The organism is Flavobacterium sp. Arc2 (assembly GCF_041431385.1).
In the GTDB taxonomy this organism is placed as follows: Bacteria; Bacteroidota; Bacteroidia; order Flavobacteriales; family Flavobacteriaceae; genus Flavobacterium.
This window is the reverse complement of the sequence record NZ_JASMRH010000032.1, coordinates 1-22,837: the sequence shown is the minus strand read 5'-3', so window position 1 is coordinate 22,837 and position 22,837 is coordinate 1. Positions and strand designations below refer to the sequence as shown.

The following is a 22,837-nucleotide window of genomic DNA, read 5'->3' as shown; positions in this document are numbered from 1 at the left end:
TTTTAGAATAGGTATTTAATACCATTTTTCTTTTTAAAATTAAAATTCTCTACTATAATTAATAACATTATTAAACGTATAAAAGATGAAAAAGCAAACAGGTATTTGGATTGACTCAACAAAAGCAATCATCGTAACTCTTGAAGACGGAAAGGAAGCAGTTAGTGAAATTCAATCCGATCTTGAGAATAGGGTATATCATGATAAAGAAGGCGACAAAGGGAGCTTCTTTGGCGGTCAACATATTGATTCTCAAAAATCCTTTGACGAAAGAAAGAAACATCAAATCAACAACTATTTTAAAGACATTATATCCACTGTTAATGAATCTGATGAACTTTACATTTTTGGACCTGCAGAAACAAAAACGAAACTCCAACAAAAAATTAATGATGAAAAATCGACTATTGCAAGTAAACTTAAATCTGTTGAAACGGCGGATAGCATGACTTCCAATCAGATTATTGCCAAAGTAAAAAAATTCTACAATCAAAAATAATACTACTTACCGCACAAACATGGCAGTATTTAAAATATAAAACATCCTGTTAAAAAACTACAATAAATAATACTGTAGTTTTTTTTATGTCCAAAATTAAAATTTGAGTCCTACCCAATAATTATTCGAATTAAAAAAAGAGAGTAACATATATTCATTTAAATTTGTTTCTCAATCGATTATTAAAATAGTCTACAATTTATGAAAACTGGAAAACAGAAAATAATTTTACTTCTGAAAGTACTTATAGTATTCCTACTACTAATTACTTTTGGTTTTTTTATTTTTAGAGATTCTATTTTGCAGCAAGCAATCGGAGGCGTTTCATCAAAAATTGAACAAAAATACAACAGTAAGTTATCTATAAAAGAAGCTTATTTTGACGGATTTTCAGGAATAAGCCTGACTGAAATCACCTTAGTTCCTAAAGATGCAGATACATTGTTTAGCATTCAAAAAATGAAAACCAGTATTAATTTCTGGCATTTATTACTGGGTGATGTACAACTAGGTACTCTGGAAATTAAAAACGGAATGGTACAACTCACGCAGAAAGGGAATGTGAAAAATTTTGCCGCTTTCCTCAAGAAAGACGATGAGGAATCTACTACCAATAACAAGAGAGATTATGCCGCTTTTGCTTACAGAATTATTTCGAAAGCCTTAAACCTTATCCCTACAGATATGAGCATCGAAAACCTGAAGTTCAAGATCGATGATAATGGCAAAAAAGCAACTATCGACATTAAAAAATTAGTCCTTTCTGATAAAGAGCTCGAAACTTCAATAGATGTTCAAACCAATACTTTTGCGCAGCACTGGAAAATTAGCGGTTTTGCCGATCCACGAAATAACAAAGCAGACATTAGAATCTTTAATAAAGATACCGGAGCAATCAAAGTACCGTATTTTGATGAACGATACAATCTAAAATCTAGCTTTGATTCGATTCGGTTAAACATTGAAAATATCGACAAGAGCGGTGATGAATTACACATTGATGGTTTTACCTCCATTACAAACTTTAGAATAAGCCACCCAAAAATAGCCAGTAAGGATGTCGTAATTAAAAACGCACGGTTTGACTATCGTTTCTTAATCGGTTCCGATTTCATATCAGTAGATAGCAGTTCCACGGTCCAATTCAATCAGGTTAAATTCCGCCCCTACATTTCCTATGATACAGAAGCTGACACGATCTACAAACTGAACGTAGTTATCCCGAAAATGAAAGCCCAAGATTTCATCTCCTCACTACCTCACGGATTATTTACCCATTTTCAAGGAATGCAAGCCGAAGGGACTTTTGATTATAAACTGGATTTTAAATTCAATAAAAATAAACCAGACCAACTTGTTTTTGATAGCAATATCAATAAAGAAAATTTAAAAATAACTAAATACGGAGAAGCCAACCTAAACAAGCTCAATGGCGAATTTATTTACAGAGCGATTATAAAAGATGTGTTGCAACGCCCAATTTTAGTAGGTAACGCTAATGCAAATTACACGCCGATTAATCAGATTTCACCCTACTTAAGAAAATGTGTTTTAACAACAGAAGACCCCTCTTTTTTCTCCCATCACGGATTTATAAACGAAGCATTCAAACAGTCGATTGTCAAAAATATAAAAACAAAAAAATTCTCCCGTGGTGCTAGTACCATAAGTATGCAATTAATAAAAAATGTTTTTCTCACCCGTGAAAAAACAGTCTCTCGAAAACTAGAAGAAATTTTATTGGTTTATATTTTAGAAAACAACCGCATCGTAAGCAAAGAACGCATGCTCGAAGTTTATTTTAATATTATCGAATGGGGACCTAACATATATGGGATAGGCGAAGCCAGCCGCTTCTACTTCCAAAAAAGCCCTTCTGAACTAACGTTCAACGAGTGTTTATTTCTGGCTCGAATTATACCTAGCCCTAAAAAATTCATGTATCAGTTTGATGACCAAGGCAAGCTGAAATATTTTGCCATTAAACAGGAATCATTTTTAACGAACATCATGACTAAAAGAGGGCTACTAAGTATTGACGACACGATTTACAAATCACATCCCCTACGTATTTCAGGTGCTGCAAAATCATATCTTCGATTAAAAGAACAAGATTCAATCCCACTTGACACGCTGTCAATTAATGAAGAGTTTGAGTTCTAAATAAGAAACTCCTTTAAACACAAAAGCCCAATTAGTATGAAACTAATCGGGCTTTTGTACTGTTTGAGGCAATACATCTTATTAAGGAGCTGGATCAGGAAATATAGCCTGAACTTCGTCAATTGCTTTCAAAATTTCATCTGACAATGATACTTGCATAGTATCTATATTCTCTTTTAGTTGTTCCATCGTTGTAGCTCCAATAATAGTACTGGTAACAAAAGGCTGTTGTGCTATAAAAGCCAATGACAATTCCGTTAAGCTTAACCCATTTTTACGGGCAATTTCTTGATACAGTTTAGTTGCTTCAGTACATTGCTCGCTGTTGTACCTTGAATATTGAGGAAATAAATTAATCCTTGCTTTAGGATGCTTTTCTCCCGTTAGGAATTTTCCAGACAGGACTCCAAAAGCCATTGGAGAATAGGCTAACAAACCCACATTTTCTCTATAACCTACTTCAGCTGAACCATTTTCATAAAGCCTATTCAATAAAGAGTAAGGATTTTGGACCGTTTTTATCCTTGGCAAATTATGGTGCTTACTTTCTTCCAGAAAACGCATGATACCCCAAGGGGTTTCGTTAGAAAGTCCGATGTGCCTAATTTTTCCTTCCTTTATAAAATCACCCAAAGTATCTAAAACGGCGTGAATATTATCTTCCCAACCATCTTCTTGCACTTTAAAGCCTCTCTGCCCAAAAAAATTAGTTTTTCGTTCTGGCCAATGCAATTGATACAAATCAATATAATCTGTTTGCAGACGTTGTAAACTATGATCTAAAGCATATTTTATACTTGCAGGTGAAAAATCATTTTTATCACGCATATAACTAAAATTAGGGTTAGGACCTCCAATTTTAGATGCAAGAACTACTTCTTCCCTCTTTCCGGTTTTTTTGAACCAAGTTCCCAGAATTCTTTCCGTGCTACCATAAGTTTCCTCACGTGCCGGAACAGAATACATCTCAGCTGTATCAAAAAAGTTAACGCCTTGTTCAAGTGCATAGTTCATTTGCTCATGTCCTTCTGCTTCTGTATTTTGTTCACCAAAAGTCATAGTACCTAAGCATATTTTGCTGACTTTTATTTCAGTATTGGGTAAGGTTGTATATTTCATTTATTCTAATTTAAGAAGATAAAGATACAAAGGTAGATTTTATTGATAATGTTCTACGAAGGTATTAACAGATATTTTAGAAACTCAAGACGTATTTAAATACAAAAAGATTCAGAGTTCTCACTCTAAACCTTTTTTAAATCAAAACTACACAACTTAGTTTATTTCATTCAACATTTCAGCGATTTCATCTAGTCTTGGCGTTAAGATAATCTCAATTCTTCTGTTTTTTGCTTTTCCTTCTGCTGTTGCATTGCTAGCCAATGGCGAAAATTCCCCACGTCCTGCAGCAGTTAAGTTTTGCTTATTAATATTTTTATTTTCGCTTAAAATAGCAACAATTGCAGTCGCTCTTTTTGTCGATAAATCCCAGTTATTCGCAATGGGTCCAGAGCTAGAAAAACCATCATCATCAGTATGACCTTCAATCAAAACTGAAATATCTGGATTGTCACCCAAAACTTTTCCTAGTTCTACTACCGCTTTTTTACCCTCAGCACCTACTGAATAACTACCTGAATTAAAAAGCAACTTATTCTCCATAGAGACATAAACCTTTCCATTTTTTTGTTCTACTGTTAATCCTTTCCCTTCAAAACTGTTCAAGGCTTTAGATAAAGTTTCTTTTAATTTCTTCATAGTCGCTTCTTTTGCAGCAATCAAAGATTCCATTTCTTGCAAACGCTGTGAGCTTTTGTTTAAACGCTCTTGTTCAATTGCTAACGCCTTTCCTTTAGCATCTAACTGAGCAAGCAAATCGCGATTTTTACTCATGTTGGTTTGTAAAGCCTCATTACTATTTTTCTCCAATGCTTTATAGGACTCATTAAGCAAATCCATTTTATTACTTAAAGCACCGTAATCAGCAAGCCATTTATCACGCTCTGACTTCACTTTACTTAGCTCTGAGTTTAGCGCATCACGATCTAGTTCCAGTTGATTCTTTGCTTGTAAAAGGTCTGAGTTTTCGTCAGCTAAAGTTCTGTTTTCTTTCTTTAAATCCGTGAACTTATTTTCTAAATCATTGTAGATTTTCTTGGAAACGCAAGAAGTTGAAAGTGCTACAATTAACAGTCCTAGTGAAATTCTTTTTATCATTTTTTATACTTTAAAATTATGCTTTATTATAATTATTAATCTATTCTATCTCTACTAAAACGGGACAGTGGTCAGAATGTTTTGCTTCGGGCAAAATAAGTGCTCTTTTTATTCTTTCTCGCAAAGGTTCACTGACCAAACAATAGTCAATTCGCCAACCTTTATTACTTGGTCTTGCAGTAGGAACGCGAACGGTCCACCACGTATAGTTATCTGGTTCTTTGTTTAAAAAACGGAAACTATCAGTGAATCCGTTTTTCAAAAATGTATCAAGCCATGCTCTTTCTTCAGGTAAAAACCCAGATACTTTTTTATTTCGAATAGGATCATGAATATCTATCGCTTCATGACAAATATTATAATCGCCGCAAATTACAAGATTAGGAATGGCATCCTTTAAATCTGTAATGTAATTTTGAAAATCATCCATAAACATAAATTTATGATCTAATCTTGCACTATTTGTTCCTGAAGGCAGATATAAACTCATCACTGATAAATCATCAAAGTCCACACGAATAGTCCTTCCTTCGAAATCCATATGCTCAATCCCGGTTCCAAACACAACATTATTCGGTTTTACTTTTGATAAAATAGCCACCCCGCTATATCCTTTTTTTGTAGCCGGAAACCAATAATGATAAGGATATCCTGCTAATTCAAAATCCAATAGCGGCAGTTGTTCCGGAGACGCCTTAATTTCCTGAAGACAAACTACATCAGGATTTGCCTGCTGTAACCAATCAATGAATCCTTTAGAAATTGCAGAACGAATTCCGTTAACATTATAAGAAATAATCTTCATTTATATAAAATTTTGAATTTCAAAAGTAATAAAAATACAAATGAAACAGTGGAAAAAACAAGAAAATCCAATGCTTCAATAGCCTAATAATAGACTTTTTGTCTATCTTTGTTGTTCGCTCAAAAAACAATACGTAAATGGGTTTAGTTACCGCAAAAGAAGTTGCAAAAGCAATAAATGCTGAAAAATATGGAGTTCTCGGAACTTTTTCCGGTTGGCTTTTAATGAAAGCGCTAAAAATATCTAAGCTCAATGAATTTTATGACGGTAATAAGCATTTGAAGGATGTTGAATTCTTAAATGCCATATTAGACGACTTACAAATAAAATTTGAAATACCCGAAGAAGATTTTAAAAGACTACCAAAAGAAGGTGCCTATATAACCATTTCTAATCATCCATTAGGTGGTATAGATGGTGTTTTGTTATTGAAATTAATGCTTGAAAGAGAACCAAATTTCAAAATAATAGCAAACTTCTTATTACATAGAATCGAGCCTCTTAAAAAATACATCATGCCGGTTAATCCTTTTGAAAATCATAAGGATGCTAAATCAAGTGTGATAGGGATCAAGGAAACTTTACGTCACTTGAGTGATGGAAAACCTCTTGGAATGTTTCCTGCAGGCGAAGTTTCTAGCTACAAAGACGGAAAACTTATGGTCGACAAACCATGGGAAGAAGGAGCTATCAAGGTAATCCGTAAAGCGCAAGTTCCCGTTGTACCTATTTATTTTCATGCTAAAAACAGTTGGTTTTTTTATTTCCTTTCTAAAATTAGCGGAACCTTTCGTACTGCAAAATTACCGTCAGAAGTTTTTAGTCAGAAGCATCGCGTCATAAAAGTCAGAATCGGAAAACCTATTTCTGTCGCAGAGCAAAACGAATACAAAACAACAGAGCTTTATTCTGAATTCTTGAGAAAGAAAACTTACATGTTGGCCAATCCCTATGAGAAAGAAAGTAAATTATTGACCACGCCACATTTAAAAATTCCAAGAAGTCCTAAAGAAATAGCTACTCCTGCAAATGGAGAGAAAATAATTGCAGAAGTCGATGCCTTACGAAATACGGATTGCAGACTATTACAGAGTAAAAACTACGAGGTGTTTTTTGCGGAAGCAAATTCAATTCCGAATATTCTTCATGAAATCGGACGATTGCGTGAAATTACTTTCAGAGAAGTAGGAGAAGGAACAAACGAGTCTATCGATCTAGACAAATTTGATCAATACTACCACCATCTTTTCTTGTGGGACGATGAGGCAAAGAAAATCGCAGGAGCATATAGAATGGGATTAGGCTCAGAGATTTACCCAAAATATGGAATCGAAGGTTTCTACTTGAATGAACTTTTCCGTTTTGAACCAGAACTTCATGACATGATGAATAAGTCTATAGAAATGGGACGTGCATTCATCATCAAAGAATACCAACAAAAACCGATGCCGCTTTTCCTTCTTTGGAAGGGAATCATTCATACCACTTTACGTTTTCCAGAACATAAATTCCTTCTTGGAGGCGTAAGTATAAGCAATCAATTCTCTGATTTTTCTAAGTCTTTGATGATTGAATTTATGAAATCAAATTATTACGATCCTTACATCGCACAGTATATTCATCCTAAAAAAGCGTACAAAGTAAAACTTAAAGATGCTGATAAAGATTTTATCTTTAATGAAACTGAGGCCGACTTAAATAAATTCGACAAAATTATCGATGAGTTGGAACCAGGAGTTTTGCGTTTGCCAGTCTTAATCAAAAAATACATCAAACAAAATGCAAAAGTAGTTGCTTTTAATGTTGATCCACTGTTCAACAATGCTGTTGATGGTTTGATGTACATTAGAATCTCTGATATTCCAGAAAGTACAATGAAACCTGTTATGGAGGAATTTCAGGCAGAACTGGAAAGAAAACTAGCTGAAAAAGAAGATTAGTTAGCTCTAATCACTTTCAAATAAAAATAAAAAAGTCTCGACAATATCGAGACTTTTTTATTTTTAAAACCATGCTTTTTTATTTACTTGATAGGTTTGATAAAACTCCTCATCTGATTTAGTTAAGTACACAATTCCTTCTATAAGTCCTAATAATGTGGTCACTGCACCACAAGTACAGAGACTAATAACCAACCATATTATCCCTTCTTTTGTATATCCCAAAAGGAATTTATGAATTCCAAACGGCGCCAAGAGAATCGCTAATAAACCGGCTGCTATTTTTTTATTATCTTCATGAACCGGTTGTGGACTATTCCAAGCTTCATGTTTTGAGTTTTCCATAGTAGTTGATTATTTTATAAAAATTAGTAAGAATAAATATATTAAACTTTATTTAAAAACGCGATCAATCGGCTCCCAAAGTTCAATTTTGTTTCCTTCAGGATCCAAAATCCAACCAAATTTACCATAATCAAAGCTCTCCATTTCTCCCACAATACTAACACCTTCCACCTTTAACTGCAACAATAGATTTTCTAAATTATGTACTCTAAAATTCTGCATAAACTGTTTTTTACTTGGCTCAAAATAAGCCGAATCCTCAGCAAATGGCGACCATTGCGTAGAACAATCGTTTCCATTACTATCTTTCCACCAAAAAGTAGAACCGTAATCGTCTGTCTTTAACCCTAAGTGTTTGCCATACCAAGCAACCAATTCTTTAGCGCTTTTTGATTTAAAAAACAAACCACCTATTCCGGTAACTCGTTTTTCATCAACCGCAATTTTATCTTCGCCAAAATACTTCACTTTAATTTTATCTACTATCACTTGCGCTAGCCTTTCATGGCTCTCAAAAGTCCATCCAGCAACGTGAGGCGACAGTATCACATTATCTGCTCCTAATAAATATTGAAATGCTTCAGGCGTGTTCTTATCTTGAAAAAGAGTTTCAAAAGATAATTTTTCATACTCTAAGACATCCAGCCCTGCACCTAGAACTCTTCCCGCAGTCATAGCAGCCACTAAATCTGCTGTTACAATATTCTTACCTCTAGACGTGTTAAAAACCCAGAAAGGCTTGGCAAAAGCCTTGATAAAAGCTGAGTCAACCATTTTATTAGTTTCTGGTGTCCATGGAAGATGCAAACTCAAAACGTCCGCCTTCTGCTGTAATTCTTCCAGAGAAACCTGTTTTGCATTGGCATCACCAACATTGTCTAAAATATCATAGCATAATACTTCAACATCAAAACCACGTAGTTTTTTAGCAAAGGATTTTCCCATGTTTCCATACCCAATAATCCCTACCGTTTTACCGTCTAGTTCATGTCCTCTATTGCTTTCTCTGTTCCAATGTCCGGAGCGAATTTCTCTATCTGCTTTATTTAAATTATTGAAAAGCGACAAAATCATTCCTAAAGTATGCTCTGCTACCGCATTTCTATTCCCTTCGGGAGCAGCAATGAGCGTAATGTTTTTTGACACTGCATAATCACAATCGATACTTTCAAGGCCAGCACCCACGCGGGCTATAAACTCTAAATTAGTGGCTTTGTCTAAAAAGGCTTTATCAATTTTGAATCGACTCCGAATTACAATCCCTTGGTAAGACTCTATTTTGGACTCAATTTCCTCTTTCGAAGAAGTAAAATCCTCGTGATTTTCGAAACCCAATTCTTGCAATTGCCTCATTAAAATGGGATTATTGCTATCAATATGAAGAATTTTAATATCCATGAAAATGTTTCTAAGTTAGAAATCAAAAATAATAAAAAAACATGGTTTATAGTTTTAATAACCGAATAGATTCAAATTTCGACCTCGTGAAGCATAAAAAAACCATCTCCAAATTATTTAAATTTAGAAATGGTTTCCCACTTAATACTATTCCTATTGAATACTACTATAAGTACCTTCGTTTAAAACACCTTGTCTAACCCTTTAAAATGGAGAAGCTTTTTGCCCCCCATATAAAAAATTAGAAATTCTCTCGTAAAGATTGTAAAGTAAATTTTTCATCATAATGTATATTAATTGTTAATATTCAATTATACCATTAGTCAGAAAAGTCGATGTAGATTTATAGGGCTTTCGCTAATTTACGATAAATTACATTTGAAAGAAAACACCACGTCTTCTTTTCGACGTACTGCGTTTTAATCCGACGAACTACCTGTTATTTTTATAAATTAAAAAAGGCTAAAGCCTTAATAAACAATGTCTTAAAAAGATGATTAACCTTTTATCTGATTCAGAGAAGTTTTGATTCCACGTATCAATGAGGAGCTAAATCCATGCATTTCCATTTCGTTAAGTCCTGCAATGGTACAGCCTTTAGGAGTTGTTACTCTATCTATTAATTGTTCTGGATGTACCTGTTCTTCCATAAGCATTTCGGCAGCCCCTTTCACCGTTTGTGCCGAAATAGCTAATGCCGTCTTCCAATCAAACCCTATTTCGATACCAGCTTGCATCGATGCTCTAATGTAACGCAATGCAAAAGCAGTTCCACTTGCTGCCAAAACAGTAGCGGCATCCATCAATTTCTCATCAATAACTGGTGCTGTACCAAGATCCTCAAATAAAGAAATAACGGCCTCAGCTTGTAGTTTATTATTTTCATCGAATGAAATACACGTTGCTGATTCCCCAAATTGGGCCGCAATATTAGGCATGATTCGCATCGCCTGATTGTTGCCCCCTATTTTTCCTTGAAGCGCTTCGATAGACAAGCCACTCACTGCCGAAGCGATTGTTTTATTCGTTATTTTAGGCAGTATATCAGCCAAAACGACATCAACTTGATATGGTTTTACAGTAAGAATAATTACGTCTGCTTCTTCAATATTATGTGTATTGTCTGAAGAAATCGTTATTCCCGCCTGTTCGAGATACACAATACTAGCCGTATTTCTTCTAGTAACGGTAACCTGATTATTTTTCGAAAATTTAGATATCCCTATTGCGATTGAAGTCCCAAGGTTTCCCCCTCCTATTATATGTACTTTCATTTCTATTTTTTGGTTTTTTGGTTTTTTTAAATCAATAACTTAGCCATCAGTAAAAAGGTATGATTTTTTAAAATCAGAACCCTCTAATTAAAAGCCTAATATAATTCTTGCAATTGAGAAATAGATAAGAATCCCACAGATGTCATTACTGGTCGTGATAAACGGACCGGTTGCTAATGCAGGGTCAATTCCAAATTTATCTAGCAACAACGGCACGAATGTTCCTATAAGCGAGGCAATTATAATTACCGAAACTAATGCAATAGTAACAATTAAACCAATGACAATTTCGACATTCAAAAGAAAATGACTTCCCACGAATAATATAACTGCGAGAATTAAACCATTAAGCAAACTTAGAGAAACTTCTTTCATCAAACGACTAAATAAAGATCCCGTCAAGGTATTGTTTGCCAAACCTTGCACAATAATTGCCGATGATTGCACACCTACATTTCCTGCCATTGCCGCAATTAGCGGGGTAAAAAAGAATAATTCTCCATGCTTTAACATAGCGCCCTCAAATAATCCAAGCACTTTTACGGAGATAAAACCTCCTAACAGCGCTAAAACTAACCAAGGTAAACGCGCTTTTGTATGCTCTAAAATACTATCATCTGCTTCTACATCCTTAGAGATACCTGCAGCTAACTGGTAATCCTGATCTGCTTCGTCCCTAATGACGTCAATAATGTCATCAATAGTAATCCTCCCTACTAAACGTCCCATCTCATCAACAACAGGAATAGCTTCTAAATCATATTTCTGCATGATTCGGGCCACCTCAACATCTTCAGTATCTACGTTAACGGAGTTTAATTTCCGAATATAGATATCCGTAATATTTGTTTTTGTTGACGTGGTTAATAAATCCTTTAATGAAAGTCTTCCTTTCAACCTATTTTCATCATCGACCACATATATAGAATGTACCCGAGAAACGTTTTCGGCCTGGATACGCATTTCTTTAACGCAAGTCAGAACGTTCCAGTTTTCATTTACTTTCACTAACTCTTTCCCCATCAATCCCCCGGCAGAGTTCTCGTCATAACGCAATAAATCAACAATATCTTTTGCATGCTCAACATCATTCAATTCAGAGATTACTTCGGCTTTTAGATCCTGAGAAAGTTCGGCGATAATATCGGCCGCGTCATTCGTATCCAGCTCATCTAATTCTTCCGCGATTTCTTTTGCCGAAAGGCGACTTAATATATTTTCACGCAGGTCATCCTCTAGTTCTAGAAGAATTTCGGCGGTTTTATCACTGTCTAATACTTTAAAAATATAGGTTGCCTCATCAAAATCAAGCTCATCCAAAATCTCAGCAATATCAGCATGGTGCATGTCATTCAATAAGGCTTCCAGTTCCTTATCGTTTTTATTGACGATGTGCTGCTCTAATTCGAGTATTAAGTTTTTGCTGATTTTAAATTCCATCCGCTTCTATTTTTTGGGTAAGTTCTATAAATTGCGCAACGTCTAACTGTTCTGGGCGAAGGTCAAAGATTGGATCTTCTCTTAGGCTATCAGATAAGTTCATTGTTTTTAAGCTATTTCTCATGGTTTTACGACGTTGCTGAAAAGCCGTTTTTACTACGGTGAAAAATAATTTCTCCCCACAAGGCAAACTATAATCTTTCTTTCTTCGCAAACGTAAAACACCTGATTTTACTTTTGGTGGCGGAATAAAAACATTTTCATCTACTGTAAACAAATATTCTGCATCATAAAAAGCTTGTACTAAAACAGACAGTATTCCATATGCTTTAGTTCCTTTCTTTTCACAAATACGCTGTGCTACTTCTTTTTGAAACATTCCTGCAAATTCAGGAATCTGATCACGGTACTCTAATGTTCGAAAGACAATTTGTGTCGAAATATTATAGGGGAAATTCCCAATAATCGCGAACTGCTTTCCTTCAAAAATTTCATTTATGTTATATCTCAAAAAATCTTTTGAGATAATCTTATCCTTTAATTTTGGATAATTTTCGTCCAAGTAGGTTACGGATTCGGTATCGATTTCTATTACATAGGTCGTAACAGGTTTGTCTAATAAATATTTAGTCAAAACACCCATCCCTGGTCCTATCTCCAATATATCATCATACCCTTCCAAGTTCAACGTGTCGGCAATATCCTTAGCGATGCTTTCATCCTTCAGGAAGTGTTGTCCGAGGTGTTTTTTGGCTTTTACTTTTTCCATTTTTATGCTGAATTAATTTCAGTATCTTTTGTTACTATTAAGGTACTAAGACCCAAAAATATTTATTTTATTTCTTTAGAACATATCGTTTTAAATCTTCTAATATATAACGACATGAGGTTACTTCGTTTTTCGAAATGACATGAATACTGACCTTATCACTAAATTTAGTGTTCAGAAATCACTTCCAATTCTGTTCTAAACGCAAGCATTTTTTCTCCAAATAACTTGGATCCTTCTTCACGAAATCTTGGAGCATCTTCCTGATAATATTTCTCCAGTGTCTCCTTACTATCTGTTGTGTACTGTGCTGAATAAGTCACACCGCCCATTTCTTCTTCTATTAATACACGAACTAATCTGGCGGCAGTAAATTTGCCTGTAGCCAAAATTTCAGGAATGTGCTTGTGCTGCATCCATATCATCCATTGGTCGTGAACACTTTCATGTATGTTTGTGGTAACGTTGTATATTATCATTTCTTCCTTTTTAATAGTTGATTTGCTTAACCGCTTAAACGATTGAACATTTTCTTATAAATTACTATCTCCCCGCAATTGCCTGAAATTTTTTCTGGCTTCTACAAAGTAGATACTGTCTTCATGATTGAAAATTATCTTTTCATATAACGGCTTGGCTTTTTCTACCTCTTTCAGCTTTTTATTATAAATCTCTGCCGAGAAAAACAAAGCCTCATCAATGTAAATTCCGTCGTTATGATGATCAATAATTTCTTGATATTGGCTTAAAGCCAAATTATATTCGGTTGTTTTCTCATAAATCTTCCCTAAACGCAATAAGGTTACCGCTTCAATTTCCTGTCCCTTATACTTCTTTAAGATCGATTGAAACTGAGCTATCGCTTCCTGATTTCTATTTTGATATAAAAGATAATCTCCTTTTGCAAATTCCTTCAGGGCTGTTTGTGTCGAATCAGCCGCAGTATTGTCATTTATCAACAGGAAATATTCTAAAGCATCATTTGCTATTAGTTGGGTATTGGCTGATTTTAGCTCCTTGAACTGTTTCAATGCCCACGCAAAATCAGTTTTAAAATAGCTCGTTTTAGCGGCTTTTAAACTGGCTTCATGTGCTACCACATCATTTTTTAAATCCATCTCAATCTGAGAATAATAGATCAATGCCTGATTGAATTTTTCTTCGAAAAGTAAAATATCCGCTAATTCCATTTTGGCCTGCGCAACTTTATAATCATCCAATCGTAAGTCAAGCGCTTTTTTGATAATTGCTCTTCCTTGTTCTGGATTTTTTAAATTAAAAGCCACAAAATGTGCCTGAATTAATTGCAAAGATAGGGTAAAAGGGCTGATTTCATATTCTGTCAGCAAAGCTTCTATTTCTGCATTAATATTTGCAAAATCTTTTTCCTTCGCCTTTTCTATTTTTATACTAATCAAATAGGTTTGTGCCTGGATAAGCAATTCTAAATCTTTTGTGTTCTCTAGTACAAATCCTAAAATTTCAACCGCCATTTCCTGATCGTCTTCTTCAACAGCAAGATGTGCTAAATTGACAATATTAGACAGTGATTCCGGATTGCGTTTGTAAATGGCTTTCTCTTGAATAAAGGCTTTCGAAAACTCTTTTTGCTGAACATAAAACCAACTCAGATAACGGTTCCAAAACAAATCTTGACTTTTTTGTACTCGAAGAATTAATCCTTTTCTGAGCATCTCACTAAAATTACCATCACTATCATCAGACATGAATCGAGACAATTGATTTTGAATCATTATCGAATTTTGCGGAGTAGCAAATGATTCATCCAGAAAAGTGGAAATCATCATTTCTGTGTTACCTAATTGCCCGTAAAGCAACCCAGTTTGATAATTAAAATTATATTTGGGCTCTATCTGCGAGGCAGTTTTATAGGATTTTAAAGCATAATCTAATAATACTTTTTTCTCGAATGAATTGGCTATGCCATAGACTTCATTTGGATTTTTATTGATTCGATCTATCGCTTGATCGTAGTAATTTTTGGCTTTAGCCTCATTCTTTTGTAGCTGAGCATTGTAACCCAATTCTACTAAAAGATTTCCCTGATTGTATTTGCTAAGTCGGGTTTGAATCGCTTTCTCTGCATTGTCAAATTCCTGTAATTGTTGGTAACAATCAACAGTCCTTAAAAAATACTGCATATTTTGAGGGACGCTGAGCAATAATTCCTCATACCCCATTTTAGCTTTTTCAAAATCGCCTTTATCATAGTAATATTGCGCTAATTGTTCGTTTTGAGAAAAACAAATCAATGAAAAAAACAGAGTTATATGTAGAAAGAGTTTTTTCATTATTCTTGTTTATAATCGCAACAAACATTTCCATCACAAAGCTGAGTTAACCGAAAATTCGCAAATTATTTTAAATAAAACATACAATTTGCGAATTTATGGTCAATAAAAACTGCCTATAATTAATCTATAATATCAAATCCGCAGTATGGACGTAAAACCTCTGGGATTACGATTCCTTCTGCTGTTTGGTAATTTTCAAGGATTCCTGCCAAAACTCTTGGCAAAGCCAATGAACTTCCGTTTAAGGTATGTGCCAATTGGTTTTTACCGTCTTTGTCTTTGAAACGCAATTTTAAACGATTGGCTTGAAAAGTTTCAAAATTAGATACAGATGAAATTTCTAACCAACGGTCTTGTGCTGTAGAAAACACTTCAAAATCATAAGTCAATGCCGATGTGAATCCCATGTCTCCACCACAAAGGCGTAAGATTCTATATGGTAACTTCAATTCGTTAAGAATGTCTTTTATATGTTCAACCATTCCGTCTAAAGCTTCATATGATTTATCAGGATGCTCCACACGTACGATTTCTACTTTATCAAATTGATGCAAACGATTTAATCCGCGTACATGCGCTCCATAAGAACCTGCTTCACGACGGAAACATGGTGTGTAAGCTGTAGTTAGAACAGGCAACTCATTTTCGTTTAAGATTACATCTCTAAACATATTTGTTACTGGAACCTCAGCCGTAGGAATTAAATATAAATTATCAGTTGCATCGTGGTACATCTGTCCTTCTTTGTCCGGCAATTGTCCGGTTCCATAAGCAGATGCTTCGTTTACCATATGAGGTACTTGAACCTCATTGTATCCCGCTGCAGTATTTTTATCTAAGAAATAATTGATTAACGCACGTTGCAATCTTGCGCCTTTTCCTTTATAAACCGGAAATCCTGCTCCGGCGATTTTATTTCCTAACTCGAAATCAATAATATCGTATTTCTTCACTAATTCCCAATGTGGTTGTGCACCTTCGTGTAAAACAGGAACTTCACCCGCTTCAAAAACGTTTAAATTTTCCTCAGGCGTTTTCCCTACCGGTACAATATCAGCTGGAAGATTAGGCAAAGTATATAGTTTCTCGGTAAGTTCAGCAGCAAGTGCATCTGCGATTTCTGATAACTTCTTACTTTTCTCTTTGTTTAAAACCGTTTTTTCTTTCAGAATAGCGGCTTTTGATTTCTCACCGTTTTTCATCAATTCGCCTATGTCTTTGGACAGTTTATTAGATTCAGCTAAAATTCCGTCTAACTCTACTTGCGTAGCACGACGTTGTTCGTCTAGTTTTACGACATCTTCCACAACACTTTTGGCATCCATATTTCTTTTTGCCAAAGCTTGGATTACTTTCTCTTGATTCTCTCTAATAAATGCAATTTGTAACATAGCTTGAATTTTATAACTCTTGGGTTTTTATCTCTATAAAGAAAGCAAATTTAAGGAAATGTTTGAGACTTATCAGACAAAGTTTTGGGGAAATAACTATTTATGTCGCTCTTTTTCGATTAGCGCATCTCTGTGTAATACCATAATAATAGTTATTTCGCAAAGACGTGCTCAATTCACGCTCAGAAACGCTATGTTTATTTGTTTACCTAAAATTAGAACGTGAATCAAACTGATTGCTGTGGATTTCAAAAACTACTTTGCAAAACTCTATGCTTACCTTTTCCGCATTCTCCACGATTCTCTGTGTATCTTTTTACTAATTCAAGATTCTTATTATATTAACTCCATTTTTTTTAATTTCTATTTTATTCACTTGTTTAATTAAATTATATACATATATTTGGAAAACCAAATTGGTTACCCAGTTTTTTGTATTGCTCAATTTGCTGATTTATACTATTATTTAAACGATTTTTACCTTAGAAGAATCATTCCAATTGATTCACCAATATAAATCGTTGACTAATAGATTAATGTCGGTTTAATTTTAAAAAAACTATGACAACAAGAAGAGAATTTATATCAAAAACAGCTTTTGTCGCTGGCTTAATGCCATTTGCTTCTTTTCCTTTTTCAAATTTATTTGACGAAGAATATAGCGATATCTTAGATGTAAATATTTTTTCTAAACATCTTCAGTTTTTAGATTACAAAACGACTGGTGAAATCGCTGCCGAAATGGGTTTTTCTGGCGTCGATCTCACAGTGCGTCCAGGAGGCCATGTGCTTCCAGAAAACGTAAAAACCGACTTACCCATAGCAGTAAACGCAATTAGAAAAAGTGGTATTAACTGCACCATGATTACCACAGCTATTGAAAGTACAAATAATCCGCTGGACATAGACATCCTTCAAACTGCTGCTGCAAATAAAATCACCTACTATCGTCCCAATTGGTATAAATACAAAGAAGGGCAGTCTATGGAAGATGCTTTACTTTACTATCAAGCCGAAATAAGAAAATTAGGCATGCTAAACAAAGAATTAGGACTCATAGGTTGCTATCAAAATGTTGATGGTACCGTTGTGGGAAGTTCTTTTTGGGAAGTCAAAAAAATTATTGAAACCGTAGATCCAAAATATTTTGGCTCGCAGTATGACATTAGACATGCGATGGTAGAAGGAGGGAATTCTTGGCAAAACGGTCTTCAACTTTTAGAGCCCAACATTAAAACTATTGTTCTAAAAGATTTTAAATGGGGAAAAGTTAACGGGAAATGGGAAGCAATCAATGTACCCGTTGGCGAAGGAATGGTAGACTTCGATAAATATTTTAAATTATTAAAACACTATAAATTAAAACCGCCTGTATCCCTACATATTGAATATGATTTAGGAGGGGCAGAACAAGGGAAGCAAAAAATTACGGTAGATAAAAAAATAGTTTTTGATGCGATAAAAAGAGATTTAAAGAGCGTACAAAAACTATGGAAAGAAGCCTAATAGCTAAAATAAAAACTAAAAATAATTTTGAAAATTAATTGATAATGAAAAGAATCGTATCCATTTTAAGTCTGCTAATTTTACTTGTTTCTTGTAAAGAAATAGCTGTAGCAAACAACTTGAAACCAAAAAACAACATCAAAGTAAAGAATCTAACCGAGCTTCAGAATGCTATAAAAAACAGCACTGCTGGTGACAACATCATTTTAGCTAACGGTATTTGGAAAGATGCTGAAATTAAATTTTACGGAAAAGGAACAAAGGAAAACCCTATCGTTTTGAGAGCCGAAACTCCAGGAAAAGTTTTCATCGAAGGAGTTTCTAACTTAAAATTAGCAGGTAGCTATTTAGAAGTAAGAGATTTATATTTCAAAAATGGATATACACCTTCTAATGCCGTGATTCAATTTAAAATCAACAATGATTCTATTGCTAACAATTGCAAAGTCACGCAATGTGTTATTGAAGAATTCACTCAACCTGACAGAGATGTAAGCGACCATTGGGTAGAATTTTGGGGTAGACACAATGAGCTAAGCAATAATTATATTACAGGAAAATCTAATTTTGGACCAACAGTACGAGTATTCCTTGATGGTAACGAACATGTTAATAATTACCACCAAATAATAAACAACCACTTTGGACCAAGACCTCGTAAAGGAGGACCACATGGAGAAACGATTCAAATAGGCGATAGTGAAACTTCAATGACGCCTTCCTACACGAACGTTTACAACAACTTATTTGACCGTTGCAATGGTGAAGTAGAAATTATTTCGAGCAAATCTAACTTTAACGAATTCAAGAATAATGTGTTTTTTGAAAGTGAAGGGTCTTTAGTTTTAAGACACGGAAATTATGCTAAAATTGACGGAAACGTTTTCATAGGAAATGATAATTCTGACCAAATGGGAGGTATTCGCGTCGTAAATACAGGACATTGGATAACAAACAACTATTTCTACAAAATAAACGGAAATTCATTCAGAAGTGCTATTGCAGTTATGAACGGGATTCCAAAATCGTCCTTAAATCGTTACAACCAAGTTACTGATGTTGTTGTAGCTCACAATTCATTTATTGACTGTAAATCACCTTGGCAATTTAGCGTAGGTTCTAATGTAAGTCAAAAAGAAGTATTGCCTAAATCTGAAATTCGTTCTGCACGTCCTGAGCGCGTAGTAGTAGCAAACAACTTAATTTACAATGAAACTCCAGATACAAACCCTATCGTAAACTATGATAAAGTTGATGGTGTTAATTTTAAAAACAACTTCATTAACAACGAAAATAAAAGTGAAGTTAAGCCCGCAGGATTAATCAGTAAAGATTTTGCAGTTACTAAAGCAGCAACCGATTTATTTGTATTGAAAGAAAACAATCCAGATGTTTATGCAGGATTTGACTTTGAAACAATTAATAAAGATTTCTTTGGAAACGATAGAACTGCAGCTAACAACAGCGTTGGTGCAATTGTAAATCCAATTAAAGCAAACCCTATTTTAGTCGATAAAAGCAAATACGGAACCAACTGGTTTTTAGTTGAAAAGCCTAAAGCTGCAGCAAACAAGATAAGCGTCTCTAGTTCAACAGAACTTGTAAACCAACTTAAAAAAGCAGTTTCTGGAGATATTATTGTATTGAAAAGCGGCACTTTTAAAGTTAACGAAGCGCTTCTTATTGACAAAGAAATTACCATTACTTCTAGCGATGCTAAAAAGAGATCTAAACTAGTATTTACTTCCGCAAAAACGGCTTTTGAAATGCTACCTAAAGGAAATTTAATTCTAAAAGACATTATCCTTATGGGGAATAAGTCGCAAAATGCCTTTACAACTTTAGACAAAAACATGAGTAAAGCTTATGATTTACGTATCGAAAATACAGCCATTTCTAACTTTAAAAATGTTTTAGAAGTATCAAAAGGATCATTTTCAGATACTATTTTAGTTAACAATTCAGTGATTACAGATTGTGAAAATGGTTTTCTTCTAAATAAAGAAACGAATGACGGTGGAGATTACAATGCCGAATTTGTAACTTTTACCAACACTAAATTTGATAACATTCAAGGATTAGTTTTAGATTATTACCGTGGTGGTTATGACGAATCAACCATTGGTGGAAACCTAAAACTTCAAGGAAACACTTTTACAAATTGTGGAAAAGCACAACCAGAACACATTTTAATTAAAAATAGAGGGGTTGTATTTGTGGAAATTTCGAACAATACTTTTACAAATAACCCTGTAAAAACAATTGCGGTATTATGGGGAGAAAAAGGACAAGAACCCGTAAACAATACAATTACCAATTCAGGGAAATTTGAGATTGTTCAAAATCTAGAAATGAAGTTGATGTACTAATAATTCCAGCTATGAAATACTTAAAAAATAGCCTCATTGCTTTAAGCTGTGTCATTTCTATGAGTAGTTATGCCCAAAATATTGCTGCTGAAAAAGTCATTGCTAACAATAAATTAGTTGACTATTTAAAACCCGATGTACAACAAGTGCTTGGTGGTGTAAACACAGTAACTGATACTAAATTAGCACAGTATTTTAGAGACAAATTTTCGGAACGATATTTTTACAATTGGAAGAATAATGACGCCCGTTTCAAAGCCTACGAATCTTCTTATCCTGACGCTAAAAATGGACATATTGAACGCGCTTTAGATCATATGGGTAAGTATCCTGCCGTTGCCCACTGGAAACTGCCCTATACATACCAAAATGGCGAAGCAGTAAACGCCTATGCTATGCGCCACTTAGCACGCCAACACAAAATGGTGGATGTTGCTATGTACTACAATTATCAAAATAAAAATCCAGCGTATTTAAGCTACTTTAAAAACCAGCTAAAATCACTTAATACAGCTTTAGAAGCCAATAAATATGAAACCATAGAAGATGGTAATGGAACCTATGAAGCCTTTCGATCTGGTTATCGAATACTGAACTGGTTAGAGATTCACAATATGTTCTTGGGAGAAAAAGAGTATTCTGACGAAGATCAATTAACTACCATTGCGACCTTACTACAGCATGCTTCTAATCTTTACGAAAGTAATACCGAGTTTGTTCCAGGAAATCATCAAACACGAGGCATGTCTGCCTTAGCAATGCTTTCCATTTTATTTAAGGATTTTAAAGATTCTGATAAATGGAACGAGCGTGCTATGACTATTTTAGAACAGCATTTATCTAAAGAAATCAATGCAGACGGATTTCAGTTTGAGCGCACGGTACATTATCACATTAGCGATATTGACACCTACTATTATGTGTATCAATTAGCAAAAAACAGCAATATAAAAGTAGGCGAAGTTTGGGAAAACAAACTAAAATCGCTGTTTACCACCTTAACTAAAATTGGATTTCCAGATAAATCAGCACCCGTTTTTTCTGACGATACAAACGAACCTTGGGCAGAAAAAAATGATATCTCAGGAGCATTAACATTGGGTTATTTACTCTTCTCAGATCCTGAAATGGGTTATTTTGCTAATAATCATGTGGAATCGGATATGTTTTGGTTTTTGAATGATGCGCAATTAAAAATGCTAAGTAATCTCGAAAAGAAAACCCCTCAATTTACCTCTGTAGATTTTCCCGAAACTGGCTATTACATTATGCGTCAAGGTTGGAACAAAGACGATAAAATGATGGCTATTTCTAACGGATTAGATCCTGACAAACCAGATCATCAGCATGGTGATATGCTTGGAATTCAGGCGATGGCTAACGGACAGGTTATTTTACCCAATTATCAAGTACGCTATTCACTTAAAGATTATGAATTTTTCAAAAATTCTATGGTTAAAAACGTGGCTTTGGTTGATAATGAACTACAAGGAAAAGAGTATGGAGGCAATCAAGGAGGAAGTGGTTTTGGCAAATTTAAAACGCTACCGCACCCAAAAACGATTGCTTGGAAAACCAACAAAGATTTAGATCTTTTTATAGGAAGTCATGATGGGTTTGAAAATATTGGAGTCAATTATTCGAGACAAGTTATTTATTTAAAAGATGATTTTTGGATTGTGAAAGACAACTTCACAGCAGACAAACCGCATACCTACAAACAAGTTTGGCAAGGTCATTATAGCAAAGAACTCGCACCTAAATTGCTTCGTTCCTCTTTTAACGATGGTTCCGGAAGTGATATCTACCAATTGACAGCTACTGACTCAGTGTTAACTTCAGGAGCAAGAGGTAAAGAATGGGCTGTGGTTTCTAAGAACAATAATTCGGCATATAGTTTTATAACCGCAATTGTTCCTTTTAAGAAATTTGAAGATAGAATAGATGAAGAGATTAGCAACCCAAAAATAAAAGGATGGGAAGTAAATAGTTCAAAATGGACTAGTGAAGGGGCGCAAGTAAATTCATTATCTAAAGAAAATATTTCGGTGTTTTTCTCAGTTAAAAAGCTACGACTAAACGGTATTCAAATTAGTTTTTCTGAAGAAGGGGATGTCTTTATAAAGCTCGACAAAAACAAACTGACAATTCAATCGTTAAGTAAGAATGAATTGCAAATGACATTTACAACTAAAAAAACAACTAAAAAGGCGTTGCTTAAGCCGGGAGAATCGGTAGAATATGACTTTAAATAGCAACACACCATTTTAACTCCTTTAGCGGTTTAATATAAAATAGCCACTAATTACCTCAAACCCGGGATAATTAGTGCAAATTCCAGTGATATTGACCACCCAATTCCAATTTAAAGTGACCACCTGATTCCAATTCAAAATGACCACCTAA

Annotated in this window: 16 protein-coding genes and 1 pseudogene; 6 read left to right on the top strand and 11 right to left on the bottom strand. The window is 34.5% G+C overall.

Features of this window, described 5'->3' with window-relative positions; translation table 11 throughout:
• Window positions 1–85 precede the first annotated feature (85 nt).
• Complete coding sequence (locus QO182_RS17340; protein WP_371539914.1) at window positions 86–499, top strand: hypothetical protein; 414 nt, start codon at window positions 86–88, stop codon at window positions 497–499.
• 201 nt (window positions 500–700) lie between these two features.
• On the top strand, window positions 701–2,662 hold the full coding sequence (locus tag QO182_RS17335; protein WP_371563019.1) for a transglycosylase domain-containing protein: 1,962 nt from the start codon (window positions 701–703) through the stop codon (window positions 2,660–2,662).
• 81 nt (window positions 2,663–2,743) lie between these two features.
• On the opposite strand, the gene QO182_RS17330 is transcribed toward QO182_RS17335, so the two are convergent.
• The 3 genes from QO182_RS17330 to QO182_RS17320 form a co-directional block, all read right to left on the bottom strand.
• Window positions 2,744–3,781, bottom strand: a complete 1,038-nt coding sequence (locus QO182_RS17330) for an aldo/keto reductase (protein ID WP_371563017.1) — start codon at window positions 3,779–3,781, stop codon at window positions 2,744–2,746.
• A 156-nt stretch (window positions 3,782–3,937) separates the two neighbouring features.
• Complete coding sequence (locus QO182_RS17325; protein WP_371539908.1) at window positions 3,938–4,879, bottom strand: OmpA family protein; 942 nt, start codon at window positions 4,877–4,879, stop codon at window positions 3,938–3,940.
• A 40-nt stretch (window positions 4,880–4,919) separates the two neighbouring features.
• Window positions 4,920–5,684, bottom strand: coding sequence for an exodeoxyribonuclease III (locus tag QO182_RS17320; protein WP_371539906.1), 765 nt, complete (start codon window positions 5,682–5,684; stop codon window positions 4,920–4,922).
• A gap of 137 nt (window positions 5,685–5,821) precedes the next feature.
• Here QO182_RS17320 and QO182_RS17315 point away from each other — a divergent pair, with 137 nt between their 5' ends.
• Complete coding sequence (locus QO182_RS17315) at window positions 5,822–7,624, top strand: GNAT family N-acyltransferase (RefSeq protein WP_371539903.1); 1,803 nt, start codon at window positions 5,822–5,824, stop codon at window positions 7,622–7,624.
• 63 nt (window positions 7,625–7,687) lie between these two features.
• Here the strand turns inward: QO182_RS17315 and QO182_RS17310 are convergent, their stop codons facing one another.
• From QO182_RS17310 to serS, 8 genes and pseudogenes are all read right to left on the bottom strand, one after another.
• Window positions 7,688–7,969, bottom strand: a complete 282-nt coding sequence (locus QO182_RS17310; RefSeq protein ID WP_371539899.1) for a TM2 domain-containing protein — start codon at window positions 7,967–7,969, stop codon at window positions 7,688–7,690.
• Window positions 7,970–8,428: 459 nt separating this feature from the next.
• Window positions 8,429–9,367 (bottom strand): annotated as a pseudogene (locus QO182_RS17305) (2-hydroxyacid dehydrogenase); the annotation flags it as partial.
• A gap of 497 nt (window positions 9,368–9,864) precedes the next feature.
• A complete protein-coding gene (gene proC / locus QO182_RS17300) occupies window positions 9,865–10,641 on the bottom strand; it encodes a pyrroline-5-carboxylate reductase (protein WP_371539897.1) in 777 nt (258 codons plus the stop codon).
• Between the two features lie 87 nt (window positions 10,642–10,728).
• The gene (mgtE, locus tag QO182_RS17295) at window positions 10,729–12,081 is read right to left on the bottom strand and encodes a magnesium transporter (RefSeq protein ID WP_371539895.1); all 1,353 of its coding nucleotides are present in this window, start codon (window positions 12,079–12,081) and stop codon (window positions 10,729–10,731) included.
• Window positions 12,071–12,850, bottom strand: coding sequence for a 16S rRNA (adenine(1518)-N(6)/adenine(1519)-N(6))-dimethyltransferase RsmA (rsmA, locus tag QO182_RS17290; RefSeq protein ID WP_091085786.1), 780 nt, complete (start codon window positions 12,848–12,850; stop codon window positions 12,071–12,073). The genes mgtE and rsmA overlap by 11 nt, the downstream gene beginning before the upstream one ends.
• Before the next feature lie 167 nt (window positions 12,851–13,017).
• Complete coding sequence (locus tag QO182_RS17285) at window positions 13,018–13,329, bottom strand: DUF4286 family protein (protein ID WP_371539892.1); 312 nt, start codon at window positions 13,327–13,329, stop codon at window positions 13,018–13,020.
• 54 nt (window positions 13,330–13,383) lie between these two features.
• Window positions 13,384–15,162, bottom strand: a complete 1,779-nt coding sequence (locus tag QO182_RS17280; protein ID WP_371563015.1) for a tetratricopeptide repeat protein — start codon at window positions 15,160–15,162, stop codon at window positions 13,384–13,386.
• 122 nt (window positions 15,163–15,284) lie between these two features.
• Window positions 15,285–16,556 carry a serine--tRNA ligase gene (gene serS / locus QO182_RS17275; protein WP_371539889.1) on the bottom strand — a complete coding sequence of 424 codons (1,272 nt, stop codon included), beginning with the start codon at window positions 16,554–16,556 and terminating at the stop codon, window positions 15,285–15,287.
• Window positions 16,557–17,117: 561 nt separating this feature from the next.
• Between serS and QO182_RS17270 the strand changes: the two genes are divergently transcribed.
• The 3 genes from QO182_RS17270 to QO182_RS17260 are packed head-to-tail and all read left to right on the top strand — an operon-like array spanning window position 17,118 to window position 22,686.
• Window positions 17,118–18,062, top strand: coding sequence for a sugar phosphate isomerase/epimerase family protein (locus QO182_RS17270; protein ID WP_371563012.1), 945 nt, complete (start codon window positions 17,118–17,120; stop codon window positions 18,060–18,062).
• Window positions 18,063–18,106: 44 nt separating this feature from the next.
• Window positions 18,107–20,431 (top strand): chondroitinase-B domain-containing protein, encoded by a 2,325-nt coding sequence (locus QO182_RS17265; protein WP_371539883.1) that lies wholly within the window; start codon window positions 18,107–18,109, stop codon window positions 20,429–20,431.
• A gap of 11 nt (window positions 20,432–20,442) precedes the next feature.
• Window positions 20,443–22,686, top strand: a complete 2,244-nt coding sequence (locus tag QO182_RS17260) for a heparinase II/III family protein (protein WP_371563009.1) — start codon at window positions 20,443–20,445, stop codon at window positions 22,684–22,686.
• Window positions 22,687–22,837 lie beyond the last annotated feature (151 nt).